This is a genomic window from Roseomonas sp. TAS13, assembly GCF_001950415.1.
In the GTDB taxonomy this organism is placed as follows: domain Bacteria; phylum Pseudomonadota; class Alphaproteobacteria; order Acetobacterales; family Acetobacteraceae; genus Roseomonas; species Roseomonas mucosa.
The window spans coordinates 1-19,408 of sequence record NZ_BDLP01000007.1 but is presented as its reverse complement, the minus strand read 5'-3'; the positions used below and the strand labels follow the sequence as shown (position 1 = coordinate 19,408).

At 71.8% G+C, this 19,408-nt stretch carries 18 protein-coding genes; 13 read left to right on the top strand and 5 right to left on the bottom strand.

All coding sequences use genetic code 11. From position 1 onward, the window contains the following. Positions 1-34 precede the first annotated feature (34 nt). The 5 genes from ROTAS13_RS01415 to ROTAS13_RS01395 all read left to right on the top strand — a co-directional run bounded on the left by ROTAS13_RS01415 (position 35) and on the right by ROTAS13_RS01395 (position 4,908). Positions 35-421, top strand: a complete 387-nt coding sequence (locus tag ROTAS13_RS01415) for a GtrA family protein (protein ID WP_226946086.1) — start codon at positions 35-37, stop codon at positions 419-421. Next, on the top strand, positions 418-1,341 hold the full coding sequence (locus ROTAS13_RS01410) for a glycosyltransferase (RefSeq protein ID WP_027297176.1): 924 nt from the start codon (positions 418-420) through the stop codon (positions 1,339-1,341). The genes ROTAS13_RS01415 and ROTAS13_RS01410 overlap by 4 nt, the downstream gene beginning before the upstream one ends. Before the next feature lie 144 nt (positions 1,342-1,485). Beyond that, complete coding sequence (locus ROTAS13_RS01405) at positions 1,486-3,237, top strand: type I secretion system permease/ATPase (protein ID WP_019460645.1); 1,752 nt, start codon at positions 1,486-1,488, stop codon at positions 3,235-3,237. Beyond that, entirely contained in the window at positions 3,234-4,610 is a 1,377-nt protein-coding gene (locus ROTAS13_RS01400) for an HlyD family type I secretion periplasmic adaptor subunit (RefSeq protein WP_019460644.1), read from the top strand. Before ROTAS13_RS01405 ends, ROTAS13_RS01400 begins: the two co-directional genes overlap by 4 nt. After that, the gene (locus ROTAS13_RS01395) at positions 4,600-4,908 is read left to right on the top strand and encodes a hypothetical protein (RefSeq protein ID WP_019460643.1); all 309 of its coding nucleotides are present in this window, start codon (positions 4,600-4,602) and stop codon (positions 4,906-4,908) included. Before ROTAS13_RS01400 ends, ROTAS13_RS01395 begins: the two co-directional genes overlap by 11 nt. Before the next feature lie 43 nt (positions 4,909-4,951). Here the strand turns inward: ROTAS13_RS01395 and ROTAS13_RS01390 are convergent, their stop codons facing one another. Beyond that, positions 4,952-5,689, bottom strand: a complete 738-nt coding sequence (locus ROTAS13_RS01390; RefSeq protein WP_226946085.1) for a glycerophosphodiester phosphodiesterase family protein — start codon at positions 5,687-5,689, stop codon at positions 4,952-4,954. Between the two features lie 97 nt (positions 5,690-5,786). Here ROTAS13_RS01390 and ROTAS13_RS01385 point away from each other — a divergent pair, with 97 nt between their 5' ends. Next, on the top strand, positions 5,787-6,095 hold the full coding sequence (locus tag ROTAS13_RS01385; protein ID WP_019460641.1) for a hypothetical protein: 309 nt from the start codon (positions 5,787-5,789) through the stop codon (positions 6,093-6,095). A gap of 30 nt (positions 6,096-6,125) precedes the next feature. On the opposite strand, the gene ROTAS13_RS01380 is transcribed toward ROTAS13_RS01385, so the two are convergent. Then, positions 6,126-7,058 carry a nucleoside hydrolase gene (locus ROTAS13_RS01380; protein ID WP_019460640.1) on the bottom strand — a complete coding sequence of 311 codons (933 nt, stop codon included), beginning with the start codon at positions 7,056-7,058 and terminating at the stop codon, positions 6,126-6,128. After that, a complete protein-coding gene (locus ROTAS13_RS01375) occupies positions 7,055-8,242 on the bottom strand; it encodes an amidohydrolase (protein ID WP_075821347.1) in 1,188 nt (395 codons plus the stop codon). Before ROTAS13_RS01375 ends, ROTAS13_RS01380 begins: the two co-directional genes overlap by 4 nt. 92 nt (positions 8,243-8,334) lie before the next feature. On the opposite strand from ROTAS13_RS01375, the gene ROTAS13_RS01370 reads away from it, so the two are divergent. The 3 genes from ROTAS13_RS01370 to ROTAS13_RS01360 all read left to right on the top strand — a co-directional run bounded on the left by ROTAS13_RS01370 (position 8,335) and on the right by ROTAS13_RS01360 (position 12,660). Beyond that, positions 8,335-9,960: an ABC transporter substrate-binding protein gene (locus ROTAS13_RS01370; RefSeq protein WP_075821346.1), complete on the top strand. Its 1,626-nt coding sequence runs from the start codon at positions 8,335-8,337 to the stop codon at positions 9,958-9,960. Beyond that, positions 9,957-11,756, top strand: coding sequence for an adenine deaminase (locus ROTAS13_RS01365; protein WP_083755354.1), 1,800 nt, complete (start codon positions 9,957-9,959; stop codon positions 11,754-11,756). Before ROTAS13_RS01370 ends, ROTAS13_RS01365 begins: the two co-directional genes overlap by 4 nt. Before the next feature lie 67 nt (positions 11,757-11,823). Beyond that, complete coding sequence (locus ROTAS13_RS01360) at positions 11,824-12,660, top strand: creatininase family protein (RefSeq protein WP_075821345.1); 837 nt, start codon at positions 11,824-11,826, stop codon at positions 12,658-12,660. 9 nt (positions 12,661-12,669) lie between these two features. On the opposite strand, the gene ROTAS13_RS01355 is transcribed toward ROTAS13_RS01360, so the two are convergent. Then, complete coding sequence (locus tag ROTAS13_RS01355; protein ID WP_019460635.1) at positions 12,670-13,302, bottom strand: HAD family phosphatase; 633 nt, start codon at positions 13,300-13,302, stop codon at positions 12,670-12,672. Positions 13,303-13,499: 197 nt separating this feature from the next. Between ROTAS13_RS01355 and ROTAS13_RS01350 the strand changes: the two genes are divergently transcribed. From ROTAS13_RS01350 to ROTAS13_RS01340, 3 genes are all read left to right on the top strand, one after another. Further along, positions 13,500-15,956, top strand: a complete 2,457-nt coding sequence (locus tag ROTAS13_RS01350) for a circularly permuted type 2 ATP-grasp protein (RefSeq protein ID WP_019460634.1) — start codon at positions 13,500-13,502, stop codon at positions 15,954-15,956. Next, positions 15,953-16,822, top strand: coding sequence for a transglutaminase family protein (locus tag ROTAS13_RS01345; protein WP_019460633.1), 870 nt, complete (start codon positions 15,953-15,955; stop codon positions 16,820-16,822). The genes ROTAS13_RS01350 and ROTAS13_RS01345 overlap by 4 nt, the downstream gene beginning before the upstream one ends. 422 nt (positions 16,823-17,244) lie before the next feature. After that, positions 17,245-18,000, top strand: a complete 756-nt coding sequence (locus ROTAS13_RS01340; protein ID WP_075821344.1) for an SDR family oxidoreductase — start codon at positions 17,245-17,247, stop codon at positions 17,998-18,000. A 42-nt stretch (positions 18,001-18,042) separates the two neighbouring features. Here the strand turns inward: ROTAS13_RS01340 and ROTAS13_RS01335 are convergent, their stop codons facing one another. Next, positions 18,043-19,062 (bottom strand): polyprenyl synthetase family protein, encoded by a 1,020-nt coding sequence (locus tag ROTAS13_RS01335; protein ID WP_075821343.1) that lies wholly within the window; start codon positions 19,060-19,062, stop codon positions 18,043-18,045. A 92-nt stretch (positions 19,063-19,154) separates the two neighbouring features. Between ROTAS13_RS01335 and ROTAS13_RS01330 the strand changes: the two genes are divergently transcribed. Next, on the top strand, positions 19,155-19,367 hold the full coding sequence (locus tag ROTAS13_RS01330) for a DUF2007 domain-containing protein (protein ID WP_019460630.1): 213 nt from the start codon (positions 19,155-19,157) through the stop codon (positions 19,365-19,367). Positions 19,368-19,408: the final 41 nt, after the last annotated feature.

Below are 19,408 nucleotides of genomic sequence, written 5' to 3'. Positions count from 1 at the left end.
CACGAACGACCGAAACGGCCCGGGGCCCCGGGCCGTGCTGAGGCAGATGTGGCGCTTCGGCGTGGTCGGCGGCATCGGATTCGTGGTCGATTCCGCGGTGCTCATGGCCGCCATCGCCCTTGGCGCCGGCCCCTATGGCGGACGGGTGCTGTCCTATCTCGCGGCGGCCACCACCACCTGGGCGCTGAACCGGGCCTGGACCTTCCGCGGCCGCGGCGCCGGGCCGGCGCACCGGCAATGGGCGCGCTTCCTCCTGGTGAACCTCGTCGGCTTTGCCCTGAACTACGGAACCTACGCCCTGCTCCTCTCCAACATGCCGCTGGTCGCGGCGCACCCCGTGCTCGGCGTGGCCGCCGGCGCGCTGGCCGGCATGGGCGGGAACTTCGCCCTGTCCCGCCGCTTCGTCTTCACCGACCGATGACGGAACCCCGCATCGCCGTGCTCGTCCCCTGCCGGGACGAGGAAGCCGCCGTGGGCGAGGTGGTGCGCGGCTTCCGCGCCGCCCTGCCCGGCGCCACCGTCTATGTCTATGACAACAACAGCACCGACCGGACGCGGGAGGTCGCCGCCGCCGCCGGGGCGGTGGTTCGTTCGGAGAGCCAGCCCGGCAAGGGCAGCGTGGTGCGGCGGATGTTCGCCGACATCGAGGCGGACGCCTATGTGCTGGTGGACGGCGACGGCACCTACGACGCCTCGGCGGCCCCGGAGATGGTGCGCCGGCTGCTGGAGGAGCGGCTGGACATGGTCACCGCCATCCGGGTGGACGAGAGCGTCGGCGCCTATCGCCCCGGACACCGCTTCGGCAACCTGATGCTGACCGGCATGGTCCGGCTGGTCTTCGGCAACCGGATCACCGACATGCTCTCGGGCTACCGCACCTTCTCGCGGCGCTTCGTGAAATCCTTTCCTGCCCTGGCGCATGGCTTCGAGACGGAAACCGAGTTCACCGTCCATGCCCTGGAGCTCCACCTCCCGGTCGGGGAACTGCCGACCCCGTATCGCGAGCGGCCGGCCGGTTCCGCCTCCAAGCTGCACACGATCCGCGACGGCGTCCGCATCCTGGGCACCATCGCCGCCCTGGTGCGGCGTGAGCGCCCCCTGCCCTTCTTTGGCGGCCTGGCCGCCCTGCTGCTGTTGCTGGCGGCGCTGCTGATGATCCCGGTGCTGGAGACCTATCTGGAAACCGGGCTGGTGCCCCGCATGCCGAGCTTCCTGGCATCGGTCGGGCTGACCATCCTCGCCTGGCTGTCGATCGCCTGCGGCCTGATCCTCGACACCGTCACCCAGGGACGGCGGGAGGCCAAGCGGATGGCATATCTTTCGATTCCGTCACGATATTGATTCCATCGCAAAATTAATACAAACTTCCGCGAGGGTTAATTATACTGGCGGTTGTACTCTTTAACCTTCGGGAACCTGTTCGTTGGTATTGGACTACCCCGCGTACCGCCGTGATCCCGCTTCTTCCCCGGAAAGGAATTCCGCATGACGCCTCCCAAGGAGATCCGGGAAAAGGACACGGTGTTATCGCGGGCACTGGCCGCCTGCCGGCAGCAGTTCATCGGCGTGGCGCTGTTCAGCGGCGTGGTGAACGTGCTGCAGCTCACGATCTCGCTCTACATGATGCAGGTCTTCGACCGCGTCCTGGCGACGCGCAGCACCGACACGCTGCTCTGGCTGACCGTGGTCGCGGGCAGCGCGATCCTGCTGCTGGCGGTGCTGGAGGGTGTGCGCGGGCAGGTGATGCAGCGGGCCGCCGGCTGGATCGAGGCCCGGGTGGCGCCCGAAGGCTTCCTGCGCGCCCTGGAGGCGCAGCTTCGCGGCCGGACCTACCGCACCGAGGCGCTGCGGGACCTTTCCCTGGCGCGCAACTGGCTCGGCAGCCCAGCGGCGCTCGCCCTCTATGACGTGCCCTGGGTGCCCATCTACCTCGCCGTGATCTTCCTGCTGCACCCGCTGCTCGGGGCCGTGGCGCTGGGCGGTGCCGTCCTGCTCTTCGTACTGACCCTGCTGGGCGAGGCGGTGACCTCGCCGCTGCTGAAGCAGGCGGGCACGGCCAGCCTGCTCGCCAACCGCCGGGCGGAGATGCTGATCCGCAATGCCGAGGTGATCGACAGCATGGGCATGGCCCCGGCCGTGCTGCGCCGCTGGCGGGAGGCCGTGGCCGACGGCACGCCGCAGCAGGAGCGCGCGGCGAACCGGGCGGCGCTGCTGATGTCGGTAACGAAGTTCACCCGGCTTGCCCTGCAGATCGCCATCCTGGGCCTGGGCGCCTGGCTGGTGCTGCGGCAGGAGCTGACCTCCGGCGCCTCCATCGCGGGCTCGATCATCATGGGCCGCGCCCTGGCGCCGGTGGAGCAGGTGATCGCCGGCTGGAAGGGCCTGGTGCAGGTGCGCCAGGCGTTGCAGCGGCTGAAGACCTTCCTGGCGCTGCCGCGCCTGCGCCCCGCGGGCATGCCGCTGCCGGAGCCCAAGGGCCGGCTGGTGGCGGAGCGCCTCGCCTATGCGCCGCCGGGCCAGACGGCCGCGGTGATCAAGGGGCTGAACTTCGCGATCGAGGCCGGGGAGAGCGTGGCCATCATCGGCCCCTCCGCCGCCGGCAAGACCACGCTGGTCCGCCTGCTGATCGGCACGCTGGCGCCCAGCGCCGGGGCCGCGCGGCTGGACGGGGCGGATGTCTCCACCTGGCTGCGCGAGGATCTCGGCCGCCACCTGGGCTACCTGCCGCAGGATGTGGAGCTCTTCGAGGGCAGCGTCTTCCGCAACATCGCCCGCATGGGCGAGGCGGAGCCGGAGGACGTCTTCGCCGCGGCGAAGCTGGCCGGCTGCCATGAGATGATCCTGCGCCTGCCCCAGGGCTACGACACCGAGGTCGGCGAGGCCGGGCAGCAGCTTTCCGGCGGCCAGCGCCAGCTGGTGGGCCTGGCCCGCGCGCTCTTCGGCCAGCCGAAGCTGCTGGTGCTGGACGAGCCCGACAGCAGCCTGGACGGCGATGCCGAGGCGCGCCTGCTCCATGCCCTGCGCGAACTGCGGGAGCGTGGCACCACCGTGGTGCTGGTGAGCCACCGCCCGGTCCTGGTCCAGGGCGTGGACAAGGTGATGCTGCTGCGCGACGGGCAGATCGATGCCTTCGGCCCGCGGCAGGAAGTGCTGAACCGCGTCATGGGGCCGCGCCCGGCCGTGGCCGCACCGCGCAACCCCGCTTCCCTGCCCGGCCAGCCTGGAGTTGCCGCATGAGCGCGAATATCGCCCTGCCGCCCGGCGGCGGCCCCCTGACCCCGGCCTCCGCGGGCCATCCCGGCCTGCCGGAACTGGTGCTGGACCTGCCGCGCCCCCGCACGCGCGGGCCGATGCTGCTCGGCATCGCCAGCATCGCGCTGTTCGTCGGCGGCTTCGGCACGTGGTCCTTCACCGCCCCCTTGAGCGAGGCCGCCATCGCCCCCGGCGTCATCAAGGCCGAAGGCAACCGCCGCGCCGTGCAGCACCTGGAAGGCGGAATCGTGCGCGAGATCCTGGTCCGCGACGGTGACGAGGTGAAGGCCGGGCAGGTCCTGATGCGGCTGGACGACACCCAGTCCGATGCCACGCTGGAAAGCTCGCGCGGCACGCGCTGGGCGCTGATGGCGCAGGCGGCCCGGGACGCGGCCGAGGTGGCGGGCGCCACGACCGTCGCCTATCCGGCGGAACTGCTCTCGTCCGACGATCCTCGCGCGCGGGAGGCGATGACGGGGCAGAGCATCCTCTTCGCCAGCCGCCTCGCCAGCCTGGCCAGCCAGATCCAGGTGCTGGAGTCCCGGCTGGGCCAGTACAGCGCCTCCATCCTGTCCAGCCGGGCCCAGATCACCAGCCAGCAGCGCCAGCTCGACCTGCTGCGGCGCGAGGAAACGGATGTGCGGGCGCTGGTGGCGCAGGGGCTGGAGCGGATGCCGCGGCTGCTGGGCCTGCAGCGCCAGATCGCCTCGGCCGAGGGCAATATCTCCGACCTGCAGGGGCAGGTCGAGCGGGCCGAGGCCCAGATCGCCGAAACCCGGAACCAGCTCCGCAACACCCGCGACCAGCGCGTGCAGGAAGCCTCCACCGATGCGCGGGAGGTCGATACCAAGCTTCGGGAGCTGGAGGAGCGCATCCGCGCCGCGCAGGACGTGTCCACACGCCGCGAGATCCTGGCGCCGGTCGATGGCGTCGTGATCAACAGCCATTTCTTCAACGCCGGCGCCGTGGTGAAGCCCGGCGACACGGTGCTGGAGATCGTGCCCGAGCGCGACCGGCTGGTGGCGGAGGTGAAGGTCTCGCCCACCGACATCGACGTGGTCCATAACGGGCTGGAGGCCGAGGTCCGGCTGCCGGCCTTCAAGCAGCGTCTGGTGCCCTATCTGCACGGCCACGTCACCTTCGTGGGCGGCGACGTGAACCAGGAGCCGCAGCGTGGCACCGAATACTACCGCGCGCAGATCGTGATCGAGCAGGACCAGCTCGCCAAGCTGGAGAATGTCTCGCTGAAAGCCGGCATGCCGGTGGAGGCGCAGATCAAGATCGGCGAAAGGAGCTTCTTCCGCTACATGATGCAGCCTCTGATCGACAGCTTCCACAGGGCCTTCCGTGAGCAGTAGCAACAAGCCGGCCCCGGCCGCACATCCCTGCATCTTCAGCGACGGGATCATCGATGCCCAGGTGCGCCACGGCGTGGCGCGCTTCACCCTGGGCCAGACCGGAACGGACGGCCAGCTCGCCCCGGCGGGCCAGCTCGTCCTGCCGCTGACTCAGCTTCCCAACCTGATCGGCAGCATCACGCGGCTGCTGCAGGAGCTTGAGGCGCGCGCCCGGCAGGCGCAGCAGCAGCAGGGCACGGCGGCGGCGGCCGAACCGGCTCCGCCAGCCGGGGGCGCCTTCCGCTTCTCCACGGACTGAGGCTTCCGGGCGCCCCTGGTGGCGGGGCGCCCGATCCCGGCCCCTATTCCCGCTCGTCGCGCATCCGCATGGCCAGGACGGGGTCGTCGCTGGCCATCGCATCCACACCCAGATCCAGCATGCGGCCGATGCTGTCCGCGTGGTTGCCGCCCCAGACGGCGACCCGCAGGCCGGCCGCGCGCAGGCCCGCTACCAGCTCCGCATCCATCACGCTGGCATGGGTCTCCACCATGGAAAGCCCATGGGCCCGCGCCACGCCGATGATCCCCGGCAGGCCGAGGCCTTCCAGCATGGCCGGGTCGAAGAGCCAGGCGACATGGTCGAAGCCGCCCGCCGCCTGGGCCGCGGCGGCGGTGGGCGCATGGAAGGCGATGATGCCGCAGCGCCGCCGCATCCCATGCCGGTCCAGGATCGGGAGCGCCACCTCCAGGAGGCCGGGATAGGGCCTTCCCCGCGCATCGGTCTTGAGCTCCACCTGCAGGCCGCAGGAGGATGAGGCGACCAGCTCGGCCACATCCTTCAGGTGGGGGATGCACGCGCCGCCCGCCCCACGCAGGCGGAGGCGGGTCAGCTCCTCCGCCGTATGCTCGGCCAGCAGGCCCTGTCCCTCGGAGGTCCGCTCCAGCCTGGCGTCATGGAGCACGATCGGCTGTCCATCAACCGACAGGTGTATATCGCACTCGCAAAATTCAACCTTGAGATGAGTTGCGCTGCGAAACCCGTCAATACTGTTCTCGGGCCACAAAAATGCACCGCCGCGATGCCCGATGATTTTTGTCATAGGCAGCATTTTCTCCCATCTTCTTGAAAGGGTGGAACTGGATGCGCATTGGGCCTATTCGTATTCTCACCTGCCCTGAAGCGTGGAACGTGGTGAGATGTCGCTCATTCTGGTTCTGTATGACTTGCCACAAGGCGCGACCGAGGTTCTGGAACAGGCGATCTGGGAAGTCTCGGAAAGCCACTGGATCGCCAATGCGAACGCTCTCTTTGTTTCGAGCGACATGTCGGTGAGCTACCTTTCCCAGCATCTTCGTGGCGCCCTGCGGCGCAACGGGATCGCCGGGCCGATCCTGGTGATGCGCATGGCGGAAGATATCGCCACGGACGGCCTGCCGCCGGATGCCGCCTCCTGGCTGCGGCAGCAGGTGGAACTCCCCATGCCACGAGGCGCCCGGGCGAACTGAGGCCCGGCCCGCGCGACGGGCCGCCATGGCTCATGGCAGTGAGGCCAGGCGCCCGGCCAGGGCCTCGAAGAACGGCTCAGGGTCCAGTGTCTCCGCGACGTGGATGTTCGGCGGCTGGCGCATCCGGTTCCAGCGGTCGATATGCGTGCGCCCCCGGCCGATGCCGGTGCCGCATTCCACCTCCACCCAGGCTTCCCGAAGGCCGAAGAGTTCCGGCCACAGCACCAGCGCGACGGCGCAGGGGTCGTGCAGCGGAAAGCCGCGATGCCCGAAGCGGCGCGAGGCCGGCACGCCGCGCAGGATGGCGCAGGCGGCCTCCAGGCAGGTCCCCTTCCCCATCCCGGCCAGCCGCTCCACCACCGCGGGGGTGACGAAGGCCTGGGCGGTGAGGTCCAGCGTCACGAGGCTGACCGGCAGGCCGGTGGCGACCAGGGCGGCCAGGGCCTCGGGGTCGGAGGCAGCGTTGAACTCCGCCGAGGGGGTCCAGTTCCCTTCGCCCCAGGCACCGGTCATCAGCACGATCTCGCGCACACGGTCGTGCAGGTCCGGCTCGGCCAGGAGGGCCAGGGCGAGGTTGGTGGCCGGTGCCAGTCCGACCAGCGTCACCTCGCCCGGGGCGGCGTGGCGCAGCAGGTCCCGGATGGCATCCGCCGCCCGGCCCGGCGCGGCGGGCGGGCCTTCCGGCAGGCGCACCCCGGCGAGGCCATCCGCCGCATGCACCGCCGTCTCGGAACGGAATTCCCCCAGCAGCGGGCGGCGGGCACCGCCCACCACCGGCACGGCCCGCCCGGCCAGCCCGACAATGGCGCGGGCATTGGCGAGCGTCCGCTCCAGCCCGACATTGCCGCCGCAGACCGTCACCAGCCGGACATCCAGCTCCGGCGAGGCGAGCGCCAGCCAGAGCGCCAGCGCGTCGTCCGTGCCGGGGTCGCAGTCGATGACGGTGGCGCGGGGTGGGTTCATCCCAGTTCCGCCTCGACCAGGCTGCACCAGTAGGCGGCGCCATGCGCCAGGATCTCGTCGTTGAAATCGTAATGCGGGTTGTGCTGGTAGCCTTCGGGATGGCGCGGCGCGCCCATGCCGATGAAGGCGAAGGCGCCGGGACGTTCCAGCAGCATGAAGGCGAAGTCCTCGCCCGGGGTGATCGGCTCGGGATCGTCGTCCACCAGGACCTCGCCCACCGTGGCGCGGGCGGCACGCAGCGCGACCTGCACCTGCTCCGCATGGTTCACCGTGGGCGGCGTGCCGTGGATGTAGCGGGCCTCCACCGTCACCTCGTGCGTGGCGGCGATGTTCTCCGCGATGGCCAGGATGCGGCGCTCCAGCAGCGCGCGTTCCTCGTTGCGGAAGGCGCGGGCGGTGCCGCGCACCACCACCTTCGCCGGGATCACGTTCGGTGCCTTGGCATCGCCGGCCGCGATATGGCCGACGCTGACCACGCCGCTCTGCAGGGGATCGATGTTGCGCGCGACGATGCTGTGCAGGGCGGTGACGAACTGCGCCGCCGCCAGCGTGGCATCCGCCGCCAGGTGCGGCCGCGCGCCATGTCCGCCCTTGCCGGTGAAGACGGCCTCCCAGGTATCGGCGCTGGCCAGGGCGCGGCTGCGCGGCACGGCGATGCTGCCCACCGGCATGTCGAGCATGTTGTGCAGGCCATAGACCGCATCGACGGGGAAGGTCTCGAACAGCCCTTCCCGGATCATGCGGTCGGCGCCGCCGAGCCCTTCCTCGGCGGGCTGGAAGACGAAGTGCACCGTGCCGGAGAAGCGGCCCGGGTTCCGCGCCAGCCACTTCGCGGCGCCAAGCAGCATGGCGGTGTGGCCGTCATGGCCGCAGGCATGCATCGTGCCGGGCGCCCCGCTGGCATAGGGAAGCCCCGTCACCTCGCCCATCGCCAGCGCGTCCATGTCGGCACGCAGCCCGATGGCCCGGTTGCCGCCGCCGCTGCTCCCCTTGCCACGCAGCGTGCCGACCACGCCGGTTCCGCCCAGCCCCTCGGTCACCTCGATCCCGGCCTCGCGCAGTTCCTTCGCCACCAGCGCGGCGGTGCGCGTCTCCTCGAAGCCGAGCTCCGGATGGGCATGGATGTCGCGGCGCCAGGCGGTCATCGCCGGGGCGAGAGGGGCGAGATCCTCCGGTGAGGGCATAATTCGTCTCCAGACTGGATAGCGGGCTTGCTTTCCGGCGCCGGGCGGTATCATGCCACGCGCCAGACATCACTGCCACCGGACCACCCGCCATGCGCCTTCCACGCCTCCGCGACGCCCTTCTCGCCACCACCCTCCTGGCCGGCGCGGTGCTGGCGGTCGCGGCACCGGCCGCGGCCCAGGGGGGAGGCCAGGAACAGGACACGCTGCGCATCGGCATGGAGGCCGGGCCGACCAGCATCGATCCGCATTTCGCCAGCGTCATTACCAACTACGCCTATGGGCGCCACTACTTCCAGCCGCTGATGGAACAGGATGCGCGGCAGGTCCTGCGTCCGGCGCTGGCCACCGAATGGCGCGCGGTGGACGACCTGACCTGGGAAATCAGGCTGAACCCCGCGGCGCGCTTCCAGGACGGCACGCCGGTGACGGTGGACGATGTCGCCTTCACCATCGCCCGCGCCGGCGACGTGCCGAACTCGCCCTCCTCGCTCAACACCTATACCCGCCCCGTGAAGTCGGTGGAGCAGGTGGACGCGCACACGCTGCGCATCCACACCCATGCGCCGACGCCACTGATGGCGAACTACCTCTCCATGGTGATGATCCTCGCCAAGCACGCGGCGGAGGGGCTTTCCACCGCCGATTTCAACGCCGGCAAGGGCATGATCGGCACCGGTCCCTACCGCTATGTCTCCTGGACGCCCGGCGGCGTGGCGGTGATGGAGCGCTACGAGGAATTCGCCGGACCGAAGCCCGCCTTCCGGCGGGTCGAGTTCCGCCCCATCGCCAATGCCGGCGCCCGCACCGCCGCGCTGCGCGCGGGCGATGTGGACCTGATCGAGATCGTGCCGACCGACCAGTTCGACCGCTTCAGCAAGGACCCGGCCTTCGCCACCGCCGTCAGCCCCTCCAACCGGCTGATGTTCCTGACGCTGGACAGCGACCGCGAGGTGACGCCGCACATCGCCGGCCGTGACGGCAAGCCGATCCCCAACCCGTTGCGCGACGTGCGGGTGCGCAAGGCGCTGTCCATGGCGATCAACCGGGAGGCGCTGGTCTCGCGCGTCATGCAAGGCCAGGGCCTGCCGACCAACGACCTCGCCCCGCCGGGCTACTTCGGTGCCTCGCCCGAACTGGCGAAGCCGCAGACCTTCGACCTGCCGGGCGCGAAGAAGCTGCTGGCCGAGGCGGGCTATCCGGAAGGCTTCGCGGTGCAGATCAACGGGCCGAACGACCGCTACGTGAATGACGAGCAGGTGGTGCAGGCGGTCGGCCAGATGTGGAGCCGCGCCGGCCTCGTCGCCACGGTGGAGACGCGGCCGCGCGGCACCTGGCTGAGCGAGTCGGCGCAGTTGAAGTACTCGGTGAACCTGTCCGGCTTCTCGCCCAATCCGGAGGTGCTGGGGATGCTGGAGGCGCTGATCCACACGGTGGACCCGTCGCGCGGCTTCGGCCCCGCCAATCGTGGCCGCTTCAGCAATGCCGCGATCGACCGGCTGATCGAGCAGGCCCGCACCACCATGGACGACGGGGAGCGCGAGCGCATCAGCCGCGAGGCCACGCGCATGGCGGTCGTCGAACAGCAGGCGCTGATCCCGCTCTATTTCCAGACCAACACCTGGGCGATGCGGAAGGGCCTGCGCTACGAGGCCCGCACCGACGAGATGACGCTCGCCACCAGCGTGGGCAAGGCGCCCACGGGGAACGGGCAGTGAGCTTCGCCCCCGAAGCCCCCATTCCCACGGAGACCCGCCGCCGCGCCGTGCGGGCGGCGCAGGGCAAGGCCCCCTTCGACCTGCTGCTCACCGGTGGCACGCTGGTGGATGTCGCGACCGGCGAGCTGCGCGCGGCGGATGTCGGGCTGGTGGGCGGGCTGATCGCTTCGGTGCATCCGCCCGGCACGCGCGCCGATGCGGCGGAGACCCACGACGTGACGGGCCGCTTCCTGGCGCCCGGCTTCGTGGACAACCACCTGCATTTCGAATCCTCCTTCATGGCGCCGGTGGACTATGCCGCGACCGTGGTGCCGCACGGCGTCACCACCACCGTCTGGGACCCGCACGAGCTGGCCAACGTGCTGGGCGTCCCGGGGGTGCGCTGGGCGGTGGAGTCCGCGCGGGGCCTGCCGCTGCGCGTGCTGATCGCCGCCCCGTCCTGCGTCCCCTCCGCGCCCGGGCTGGAGGTGGCGGGGGCCGAGATCGGGCCGGAGGAGATGCGCGAGATGCTCCGCTGGCCCGAGGTCGCGGGCGTCGCCGAGGTCATGGACATGGCCGGCGTGCTGTCCGGCAGCGAGCGGATGGAAGGCATCGTCGCCGCCGGGATGGCTGCGGGCAAGAACGTCAACGGCCATGGGCGGGACCTGGCGGGCCCCGCCCTCCAGGCCTATGCCGCCTCGGGCGTGACCTCGGACCACGAGATCACCTCGGGCGAGGACCTGCTGGCCAAGCTGCGCGCCGGGCTGACGGTCGAGCTGCGCGGCAGCCACGACAATGTCCTGCCGGGCGCCGTGGCGGCGATCCTGTCCCTGCCGGTCTTCCCCGCCGGCCTCGTCGCCTGCACGGACGACATCTTCCCGAACGAGCTGGTGGCCAAGGGGGGGCTGCGCGACATGCTGGCGCGGCTGGTGGTGCGCGGGCTGAACCCGGTGCTGGCGATCCGCATGGCCACGCTGAACGCGGCGCTGCGGCTGAAGCGCGACGATATCGGCCTCGTGGCGCCGGGACGACGGGCGGAGATCGCCGTGCTCTCCGACCTGCCCGGCATGGTGGTGGAGCGTGTCTATGTCGCCGGCCGCCTCGTGGCGGAGGGTGGCCGGATGCTGGAAGCCCTGCCCCGCGACCTGTCCGATGCGCCGCGCGGCACGGTGAAGCTGGCGCCGCAGGCCCCGGAAGCCTTCCGCCTGCGGGTGAAGGGCATCGACAACGGATACGCGCGCCTGCCGGTGGTCGGCGGCGCCCGCGTGGTCCATTGGGCCGAGGCCGAGGTCGCGGTGCGCGACGGCGTGGCCGAGCTGCCGCCGGGCCATGCGCTGATCGCCGTGCTGCACCGGCACGGGCGGCGCGACCCGGCGCCGATGCTGTGCCTCGCCGATGGCTGGGGCGAGCCCGCGGGCGCCGTGGCCACGACGATCAGCCATGACAACCACAACCTGCTGGTGCTGGGCCGCGACCCGGCGGACATGGCGGCCGCCGCCAATGCGCTGATCGCCTCGGGCGGCGGCATGGCCGTGGCGGCGGGCGGCGCGGTGACGGGGCTGATGCCCCTGCCCATCGCCGGGCTGCTGGCCGAGACCCCGCCCGGGGAGACCGCCGCCAGCTTCGCCCGTCTGCGGGCGGCGGCGGATGCGGTGATGCAGTGGAAGCCGCCCTTCCGGGTCTTCCGGGGGGTGACCGGCATCTCGCTGGCCTGCAATCCCGGCCCGCATCCGACCGATCTCGGCATCACCGATGGTGGCACCGGGGAAGTGCGCGACCCGGCCCTGCCGATCAGGGCGGAGCCGGTTCCGGCCTGAAGGGCGGCGCGACGCCGGGGGCGGCCTTCCGGCGTTGCCGTGTCGGAGAGAAAGGAAGACGCCCGCCATGCCGATCCGCACGCGTTTCTGGGCCGAGCTGCGCTGGCCGGAATTCCGTGACCTGCCGGAGAACACGGTGGCGGTGCTGCCCATCGCCGCCACGGAGCAGCACGGGCCGCACCTGCCCGTCTCCACCGACCAGACCATCAATGCCGGCATCCTGGCCCGGGCGCTGACCCATTGCCCGCCGGAACTGCCGCTGCTGGTGCTGCCCCATCAGGCGGTGGGGCTTTCGGTGGAGCACCTGGCCTTTCCCGGCACGCTGACGCTGGACGAGGAAGGCTTCCTCGCGCTCGTCACCGCGATCGGCGCCAGCGTGGCGCGGGCGGGCGTGCGGCGGCTGGTGGTGATGAACGCCCATGGCGGCAACGGCGCGATGCTGGGGGTCGCCTGCCGCCGCCTCCGCGTCGCGCACCGTATCCTGGCGGTCAGCGCCCATTGGGACCGGATGGGACGCCCCGGGGAGCTCGCCGATCCGCTGGAGGCCCGCTACGGCATCCATGCCGGGCGGGACGAGACGGCGCTGATGCTGCGCCTTTCGCCCCAGGATGTGGACCGCGCCGCCATGGCCGACTTCCCCAGCGCCCGGCGGCGGCTGGAGGAGCAGGCCCCGGCCATCGCCTCCTCGCTGGGCGCCACGCTGGCCTGGCAGGCGCAGGACCTGAACCCGGCCGGGGCGGTGGGCGATGCCGCGAAGGCCACGGCGGAGATGGGCGAGGCGCTGCTGGATTTCGCCGCCCGGCGCATGGCCGGGCTCTGGCGGCAGGTGGCGGCGGTGGACCTGGACGCCTGGCTGCGGGATATGCCCGGGGACATGAACGGGGGGATATCCGGGGCGCCGTAGCCCCCGCCGTCAGGCCAGCGGCTTCACCGGCAGGCCCAGCGTCACCAGCGCCGCCCGCAGGTGCTCGGGCGAGGTGAAGTGGATGCCCTGCATCCCGAGGCCGGTGGCCGCCTGGGCGTTGGCCGGGTTGTCGTCGATATAGACGGCCTGTCGCGGGTCCACCCCGAAGCGTTCCAGCAGCAGGCGGTAGATGCGCGGGTCGGGCTTGATCAGCTTCTCCCGCCCGGACACCACCACGCCCCGGAACCAGCCCATGAAGTCGAAGCGCTCCTCCGCCACCGGAAAGGTCTCGGCGGACCAGTTGGTCAGGGCATAGAGCGGCACCCCGGCCTCGCGGAGCTCGCGCAGGATCTCCACCGTGCCGTCGATGGCGCCCCGGATCATCTCCGGCCAGCGCTGGTGGAAGGCATCGATCAGCGCCTCCTGCCCCGGGTGCTGGGCGCGCAACAGGGCGGTGGCCTCGGCCCAGCTCCGCCCGGCATCCTGCTGCAGGTTCCATTCGTTGGTGCAGACCCCGGCCAGGAACTGCTCCATCCCCGCCTCGTCCCCGGGGAAGAGCTGGCGGTAGAGGTGGCGCGGGTCCCAGTCCACCAGCACGCCGCCGAGATCGAAGATGACGATGCTGCGCGGTTCGGCGGCCATGCCGGGTTTCCTTCCGGATCGGGGTGGGGCGGAGCGGCGCAGACTGCCCGCTTCCGCCCGGGAAGTCAGCCACCCAGGAGGAATCGGCGCGCCGGGCCGGGACGGCGGCTGGCGCAGCGGGGGCCAGCCCGGCTAGATGAAAGGATGAGCGCCACCTTCCCGTCCGCCACCCCCATGCCTGCCGGGCCCTTTCCGGGATGAGTGCCGCCGCCGACGAGATGGTGGACGGCCGGGGCCGGGTCCGTCCGCACTGGCGCAGCATCCTGGGTGCCTTGTCCGGCCTGTCCGGCCCGGACCTGTCGGACCGCGCGCTCAGCCTGCACCGGGCGCTGGAGGAGGACGGGATCGCCTCGCTCCTGCCCTCCGAGGAGCGGGTGACGGCCTGGCGCTGCGACCTGCTGCCCATGCCTATCCCGGCGGGGGAGTTCGCCTATCTGGAGGCGGGGCTGGCGCAGCGGGGCCGGCTGCTGCAGGCGGTGCTGAAGGATGTCTATGGCCCCCGGCGCCTGCTGGCCGAGGGGCTGCTGCCCGCCGAGCTGGTCTTCAACAACGCAGGCTTCCTGCGCGCCTGCCGCACCACCGGCCCGGTGCCGCGCCCGCCTATGCTCAGCGTGCTGGCGACGGACCTGCAACGGGGCCAGGACGGGCAGTGGCGCGTGGCCGGGGATTCCATCGCCCGCATGGCCGGGCTGGCGCAGGCGCTGGAGAACCGCCGCCTGCTCGCCCGCACCATGCCGGAGCTGTTCCGCCGGGTGCCGCTGCGGCCGATGCGCCCCTTCCTGGAGGCCTGGCAGCTCTCGCTCCGCCATGCCCTGCCGCCCGGGCACGAGGAGGACGCCATCGCCCTGCTCACCCCGGCCGTGGGCGATCCGAGCTGGGCCGAGAACGTGGTGCTGACCCAGGCGCTGGACTGCATCCCGGTGGAGCCGGGGGACCTCACCGTGCGGCGGGGCCGGCTCTACCTGAAGACGCTGCGCGGCCTGCAGCCGATCGGCGCGCTGCTGCGGCGGATGCAGGGGCATCTGCTGGACCCGCTGGAATCCGATGGCCCCGCCGCGGGCGGCGTCGTCGGGCTGATGGATGCCGCGCGCAACGGCGCGGTGCGGATCGTCAACGACCCGGGCGCCGACATGGCGGAGGCCCCGGCGCTCGCCGCCTTCCTGCCGCGCCTCTGCGAGTTGCTGCTGGACGAGGCGCTGCGCCTGCCGGGGCTGCGCACGCTCTGGCTGGGCGATCCCGCCGCCCTGGAGGAAGTCCGCGCGGCGCCGGAACGGTGGATGCTGCGCTCCGCCACCGATCCGCGCAGCCCCGCCGTGCTCCTGGACCTGTCGAACCAGGCCCTTCTCGCCCGCCTGGAGGCCCGGCCGGAAGGCTGGGCGGCCACGGAGATCTCCCCGCCCTCGCAGGCGCCCTGCTGGGTGAGCGATGCCGGGGAGGATGGGACCGGCGCCAAGGTGCCGCTTCCCGTGCGGCTCCGCATGTTCCTGGCCGGTGACGACGCGGGCGGCGCCCCCTTCTGGCGGGTGCTGCCCGGCGGCTTCGCCCATATCCTGGAGGACGGCGCCCATGCCTTCACGCGGGTGCCGGAGGGCGGGCTGTCCAAGGATGTCTGGGTGCTGGAGGACGAGGCGGAGGCCGGGCTGCTTCCCGCCCTCCAGTCGCCGCCGCTGGCGCTGCGCCGGATGGCGGCCGGCATGCCGTCCCGGGCCGGGGACAACCTGTTCTGGCTGGGCCGCTACGTGGAGCGGCTGGACACCGCCGCACGCCTTTCGCGCGCCGCCCTGGTGCGGCTGGAGCGCGACGCCCTGTTGCCGCACGAGCTGGCGGAGCTGCACACCCTGGCCCGCTGCCTGGTGCCCGCCGGGCTGGTGAAGGTGGAGGACTTCCCCGTTGCCGGGGATGCGGGGCCGTTGCGCCGCGCGCTGCTGCGCGCCGCCCGGCCGGATGAAGCCCTGTCCCGCGCCTTCGGGCGCATCGCCCGGCTGGTCGAGGCCACGCGCGACCGCCAGACCGGCGACATGCACGACGCTTTCCTGCAGCCCTTGCGGGAGATGCGGGACAAGCTGCCCCAGGTGCGCGACCTGCAAGCCCTGTCCCGCCTGCACCGTGCCGCCATGCGCTATGCCGCCGGGGTCGCCGGGGTGGCGGCGGAGAACATGGTGCGCGGCGGCGCCCATACCTTTCTGGACCTCGGGCGCCGGGTGGAACGGGCCCAGTCCATCGCCTCCGCCCTGTCCATGGCGCTCGACCAGCCGCCGGCGCGGCTGGAGGCCGGGCTGCGCCTCGCCCTGGAGCTGTGCGATTCCGTGATCACCTACCGCACGCGCTACCTGGCCGCGCCGCAGGCGGAACCCGTGCTGCGGCTGGTCCTGGCCGATGCCGGCAACCCCCGCGGGCTGGGCTTCCAGTTCGCCCGCGCACGCGAGCTGCTGGAGAGCCTGGCCGGCCTCGATGACAGCCTGGCCGGGGAGGCGGAGGCCCTGTGGCAGGAGACCTTCGCCATCGCCGAGGGGCCGGCGGCCGTTGTGCCCGCCCGGCTGCGGGGGGTGGAGGAGCGCGCGGGCAACCTCGCCGAAGGGATCTCGCGCCAGTATTTCACGCTGCTGCCGCAGGCGCGGTCGCTGGTGCCGGTCATCGGGCGGGGGATGGCATGATCCTGCGCGTCCGGCACGTCACCAGCTATGCCTATGGCCATCCGGTGGAGATGGCCACCCACATGCTCTGCCTGACGCCGCGCGACCTGCCGGCGCAGCGCGTGCTGAGCACGGGCCTGACCAGCACGCCGGAGGCCGCCCGGGTCACCACCGGGCAGGACCATTTCGGCAACCATGTCACCTGGCTCTTCCTCGACAGCCCGCATGAGCGCTTCGAGGTGGTGACCGAGGCGGTGGTGGATGTGCGGTTCCCGCCCCCTCCCCCGGCCGGCTCGACCCTGCCCTGGGAGGCTGTGGCGGCCCTCGCGCCGCGTGATCCGGAGGCCGCGGAGTTCACCTTCCCCAGCCCCATGGTCCGGGTGGGGGATGCGGCGCGGGACTTCGCCGCCGCCTCCTTTCCCGCCGGCCGGCCGGTGCTGGAAGGGCTGCTGGACCTGAATTCCCGCTTCAGGAAGGAATTCCGCTTCCGCTCCGGCGTCACCGGCATCGCCACGCCGGTGGACGAGGTGCTGCGGCGGCGCGAAGGCGTCTGCCAGGACTTCTCCCACGTCATGATCGCCGGGTTGCGCGCCCTCGGCCTGCCGGCGCGCTATACCTCCGGCTATATCCGCACCTATCCGCCGCCGGGGCAGCCGCGCCGCGTCGGCGCCGACATGTCCCATGCCTGGGTCGGCGCCTGGCTGGGGCCGGAGCTCGGCTGGCTGGATCTGGACCCGACCAACGACATCCTGCTCTCGGAGGAGCACGTCCTGCTCGGCTGGGGACGGGATTTCGGCGACGTCTCGCCGCTGCGCGGCATCATCCTGGGCGGCGGGCGGCACAAGCTGGAAGTGGGCGTGGACCTGGCGCCGGTCGGCGAGGACTGATTCCGGACGGCGGAACGCGCCAACCCATGGGCGCGCGTGCACCGGCCGTCGCCGCGGAGCCATGCTCTCCGGCATGATCCCCCGACGCCGCTTGCTTCCCGGAGCCCACTCAGGTATAGGAATAAAATCAACCCACATCGTGGCGCAACGGCCCCCCGGGAACACGAGCCTGGGCACTCCCCCGGTTCGCGACACCGGGCACGGCCCTGCATCCGTCCGGTCGGATAAAGGGCTAAAATCCTAAAATCCTAAAAATCGGCACGGCGCGCGTGACGGAAGGCCCTGGCCCGTGAAGGCGGACGGCACCGGCTCGCGACGCGTCCGGCGGCCTGCGTTCCGCCGTTCGATGACACGTCTCCCTCGTCTTGCCGCAAGGTCGCGGGCGACGCAGGCTGCGCCCGCATTCCAGGGAGTGGGACGAGATGACGGAATCGCGGATCGCGGTGGTGACGGGTGCCGGCTCGGGGATCGGGCGCGCGGCCACGCTGGCGTTGCTGGCCGATGGCTGGTCGGTGGCCCTGGCCGGGCGGCGGCGCGATGCGCTGGAGGAGACGGTGGCGCAGGCGGGCGAGCATGGCGGCCACTGCCTGCCGGTGCCGGCCGACATCACCGACGCGGCCTCGGTGAAGGCGCTCTTCGCCACGGTGAAGCAGCGCTGGGGGCGGCTGGACCTGCTGTTCAACAATGCCGGGCGCGGCAGCCCCGCCGTGGATTTCGACGAGATCAGCGACGACGACTGGTTCGGCGTGGTGGCGGCGAACCTGAACGGTGCCTTCCTCTGCGCCCGCGCCGCCTATGCGATGATGAAGGCGCAGGACCCGAAGGGCGGCCGCATCATCAACAACGGCTCGATCAGCGCCTATGCCCCCCGGCCCGGCAGCGCGCCCTATACCGCCACCAAGCACGCCATCAGCGGCCTGACCAAGTCAATCAGCCTGGACGGGCGCAAGCACGGCATCGCCTGCGGCCAGATCGACGTGGGCAATGCCGCGACCGAGATGACCGAGCGCATGACCCGGGGCGTGCCGCAGGCGGACGGGCGAATGATGGTGGAGCCGCGGATGGACGTGGCACATGTCGGGCGCGCCGTGGCCCATATGGCCGCGCTGCCGCTCGACGCGAATGTGCAGAGCATGACCATCATGGCCACCGCCATGCCCTTCGTCGGGCGCGGCTGAGCCAGCGGACCGGGGAGGACGCCGCCCTCCCCGTTCCACGCCTCAGCGGGCGCGGGCGATGCAGAAGCGGATGATGTCGGACAGGGCCTGGCGCTCCGGCCCCTGCGGAAAGAGGTCCAGCGCCCGCTGCGCCGAGCGGCCGTAATCCTCCGCCAGCGCCAGGGTGGCACCCAGCGTGTCGTGTCGGCGCATCAGCTCCAGGGCGTGCTCCAGGTCGCCCTCGCCCTGCTCCCGCTCCTCCAGCACCCGGCGCCAGAAGACGCGCTCCGCCTCGTCGCCCCGCTGGAAGGCCAGCAGGACCGGAAGGGTGATCTTGCCCTCGCGGAAATCGTCGCCGACCGTCTTGCCCAGCTCGGCTTGGCGCGCGGAATAGTCCAGCGCATCGTCCACGAGCTGGAAGGCCATGCCGAGGTCGCGGCCATAGGCATGCAGCGCCTCGGCCTCGGCCTCCGGCCGGTCGGCCACCACGGCGCCGATCTCGGTGGCGGCGGCGAAGAGCGCGGCGGTCTTGCCGGCGATGACCTGGAGGTACTGCTCCTCGGTCGTGGCCGTGTCGTTCTGGATGACGAGCTGCAGCACCTCGCCCTCCACGATCGTGGCGGCGGCCTGGCTCAGGATGGCGAGTACGCGCAGCGAGCCGTCGCGCACCATCAGCTGGAAGGCACGGGCGAAAAGGAAGTCACCCACCAGAACCGAGGGCTTGTTGCCGAACAGCGCGTTGGCGCTGGCCTGGCCGCGGCGCAGGGAGCTCTCGTCCACCACGTCGTCATGCAGCAGCGTGGCGGTGTGCAGGAACTCCACGCAGGCGGCCAGGGCGGCATGGCGCTCCCCCCGGTAGCCGCACATGCGCGCGGCGGCCAGGGTGAGCAACGGCCGCAGGCGCTTGCCCCCGGCCGCGACGATATGCGCGGCGAGCTGCGGGATCAGGGAGACCGGGCTGTCCATGTGCTCGACGATGAGCCGGTTGCACAGCTCCAGGTCGTCGCGGACCAGCTCGGTCAGAACCACGAGCGCAGCCTCGGGATTCTCGTCGTCGGGCGTCGGCGTGACGGCTACGCTCAAGCAGGAAATGACCTTAGAAGACCGGCCGGCAACATAACCATGACGGGCAGCCACGCCAAGGCGCGCGCACCCACAACCCTGCCGGAGCACGCATGCACATCCTGGCCACGGGCCTCGACCCGGTCCGCCTGAGCTTCCTGCAGGCCTTGTTGCGGGATGCGGGCATCCCGTCCATCGTCCTCGACGCCCATGTCAGCGCCGTGGAGGGCGGGATCGGCGCTTTCCCCCGCCGGCTGGCGGTCCGGCAGGAGGATGCCCGCGCCGCCGAGACGGTGCTGCGGGAGGCGGGCGAGACGGGCGCGTGACCGGCGGCCCCATTCTCACCGAGGACCGGCTGCTCGATGGC

Bases quoted from the DNA above. Each gene is read 5' to 3' on its own strand.
- ROTAS13_RS01360 (WP_075821345.1), top strand. From the start codon at position 11,824: ATGCCGATCCGCACGCGTTTCTGGGCCGAGCTGCGCTGGCCGGAATTC.
- ROTAS13_RS01370 (WP_075821346.1), top strand. From the start codon at position 8,335: ATGCGCCTTCCACGCCTCCGCGACGCCCTTCTCGCCACCACCCTCCTG.
- ROTAS13_RS01410 (WP_027297176.1), top strand. From the start codon at position 418: ATGACGGAACCCCGCATCGCCGTGCTCGTCCCCTGCCGGGACGAGGAA.
- ROTAS13_RS01350 (WP_019460634.1), top strand. From the start codon at position 13,500: ATGAGTGCCGCCGCCGACGAGATGGTGGACGGCCGGGGCCGGGTCCGT.
- ROTAS13_RS01385 (WP_019460641.1), top strand. From the start codon at position 5,787: ATGTCGCTCATTCTGGTTCTGTATGACTTGCCACAAGGCGCGACCGAG.
- ROTAS13_RS01355 (WP_019460635.1), bottom strand. From the start codon at position 13,302: ATGGCCGCCGAACCGCGCAGCATCGTCATCTTCGATCTCGGCGGCGTG.
- ROTAS13_RS01330 (WP_019460630.1), top strand. From the start codon at position 19,155: ATGCACATCCTGGCCACGGGCCTCGACCCGGTCCGCCTGAGCTTCCTG.
- ROTAS13_RS01340 (WP_075821344.1), top strand. From the start codon at position 17,245: ATGACGGAATCGCGGATCGCGGTGGTGACGGGTGCCGGCTCGGGGATC.
- ROTAS13_RS01345 (WP_019460633.1), top strand. From the start codon at position 15,953: ATGATCCTGCGCGTCCGGCACGTCACCAGCTATGCCTATGGCCATCCG.
- ROTAS13_RS01375 (WP_075821347.1), bottom strand. From the start codon at position 8,242: ATGCCCTCACCGGAGGATCTCGCCCCTCTCGCCCCGGCGATGACCGCC.
- ROTAS13_RS01380 (WP_019460640.1), bottom strand. From the start codon at position 7,058: ATGAACCCACCCCGCGCCACCGTCATCGACTGCGACCCCGGCACGGAC.
- ROTAS13_RS01400 (WP_019460644.1), top strand. From the start codon at position 3,234: ATGAGCGCGAATATCGCCCTGCCGCCCGGCGGCGGCCCCCTGACCCCG.
- ROTAS13_RS01390 (WP_226946085.1), bottom strand. From the start codon at position 5,689: ATGACAAAAATCATCGGGCATCGCGGCGGTGCATTTTTGTGGCCCGAG.
- ROTAS13_RS01405 (WP_019460645.1), top strand. From the start codon at position 1,486: ATGACGCCTCCCAAGGAGATCCGGGAAAAGGACACGGTGTTATCGCGG.